1 pseudogene is annotated in these 276 nt (G+C 69.9%); it reads right to left on the bottom strand.

Going from position 1 to position 276, the window contains the following annotated elements:
- A pseudogene (locus AC0IW9_RS30765) lies at positions 1-181 on the bottom strand (IS5/IS1182 family transposase); the annotation flags it as partial.
- Positions 182-276: the final 95 nt, after the last annotated feature.

The following is a 276-nucleotide window of genomic DNA, read 5'->3' as shown; positions in this document are numbered from 1 at the left end:
GGTGGGCGACGCGGCGGAGCAGGAGAGCGCCTCTGGCGACGTGGCTCATGGCTTCGGACACGTCGAGACGCTTGTCGGGGTCGCGAACGAGACGGCGCCATCGGATCCACCCAGCCGAAGGTGCGCTCCACCACCCACCGGCGTGGGGGAGGACGTAAAAGCCCTTTGGGCCGGAGCGCCTGACGGCAGCCAACCTGCGCGACAGCATGATGCTGGCGGTAGTAGTCGATGCCGTGCCGCCCATCCAGCAGTCCTGGGGCAGGCCCCGCCTGCGAC

This window comes from Belnapia sp. AC561 (genome assembly GCF_979252845.1).
The sequence above is the reverse complement of the archived record's forward strand: the minus strand, read 5'-3'. Positions and strand labels throughout refer to the sequence as shown.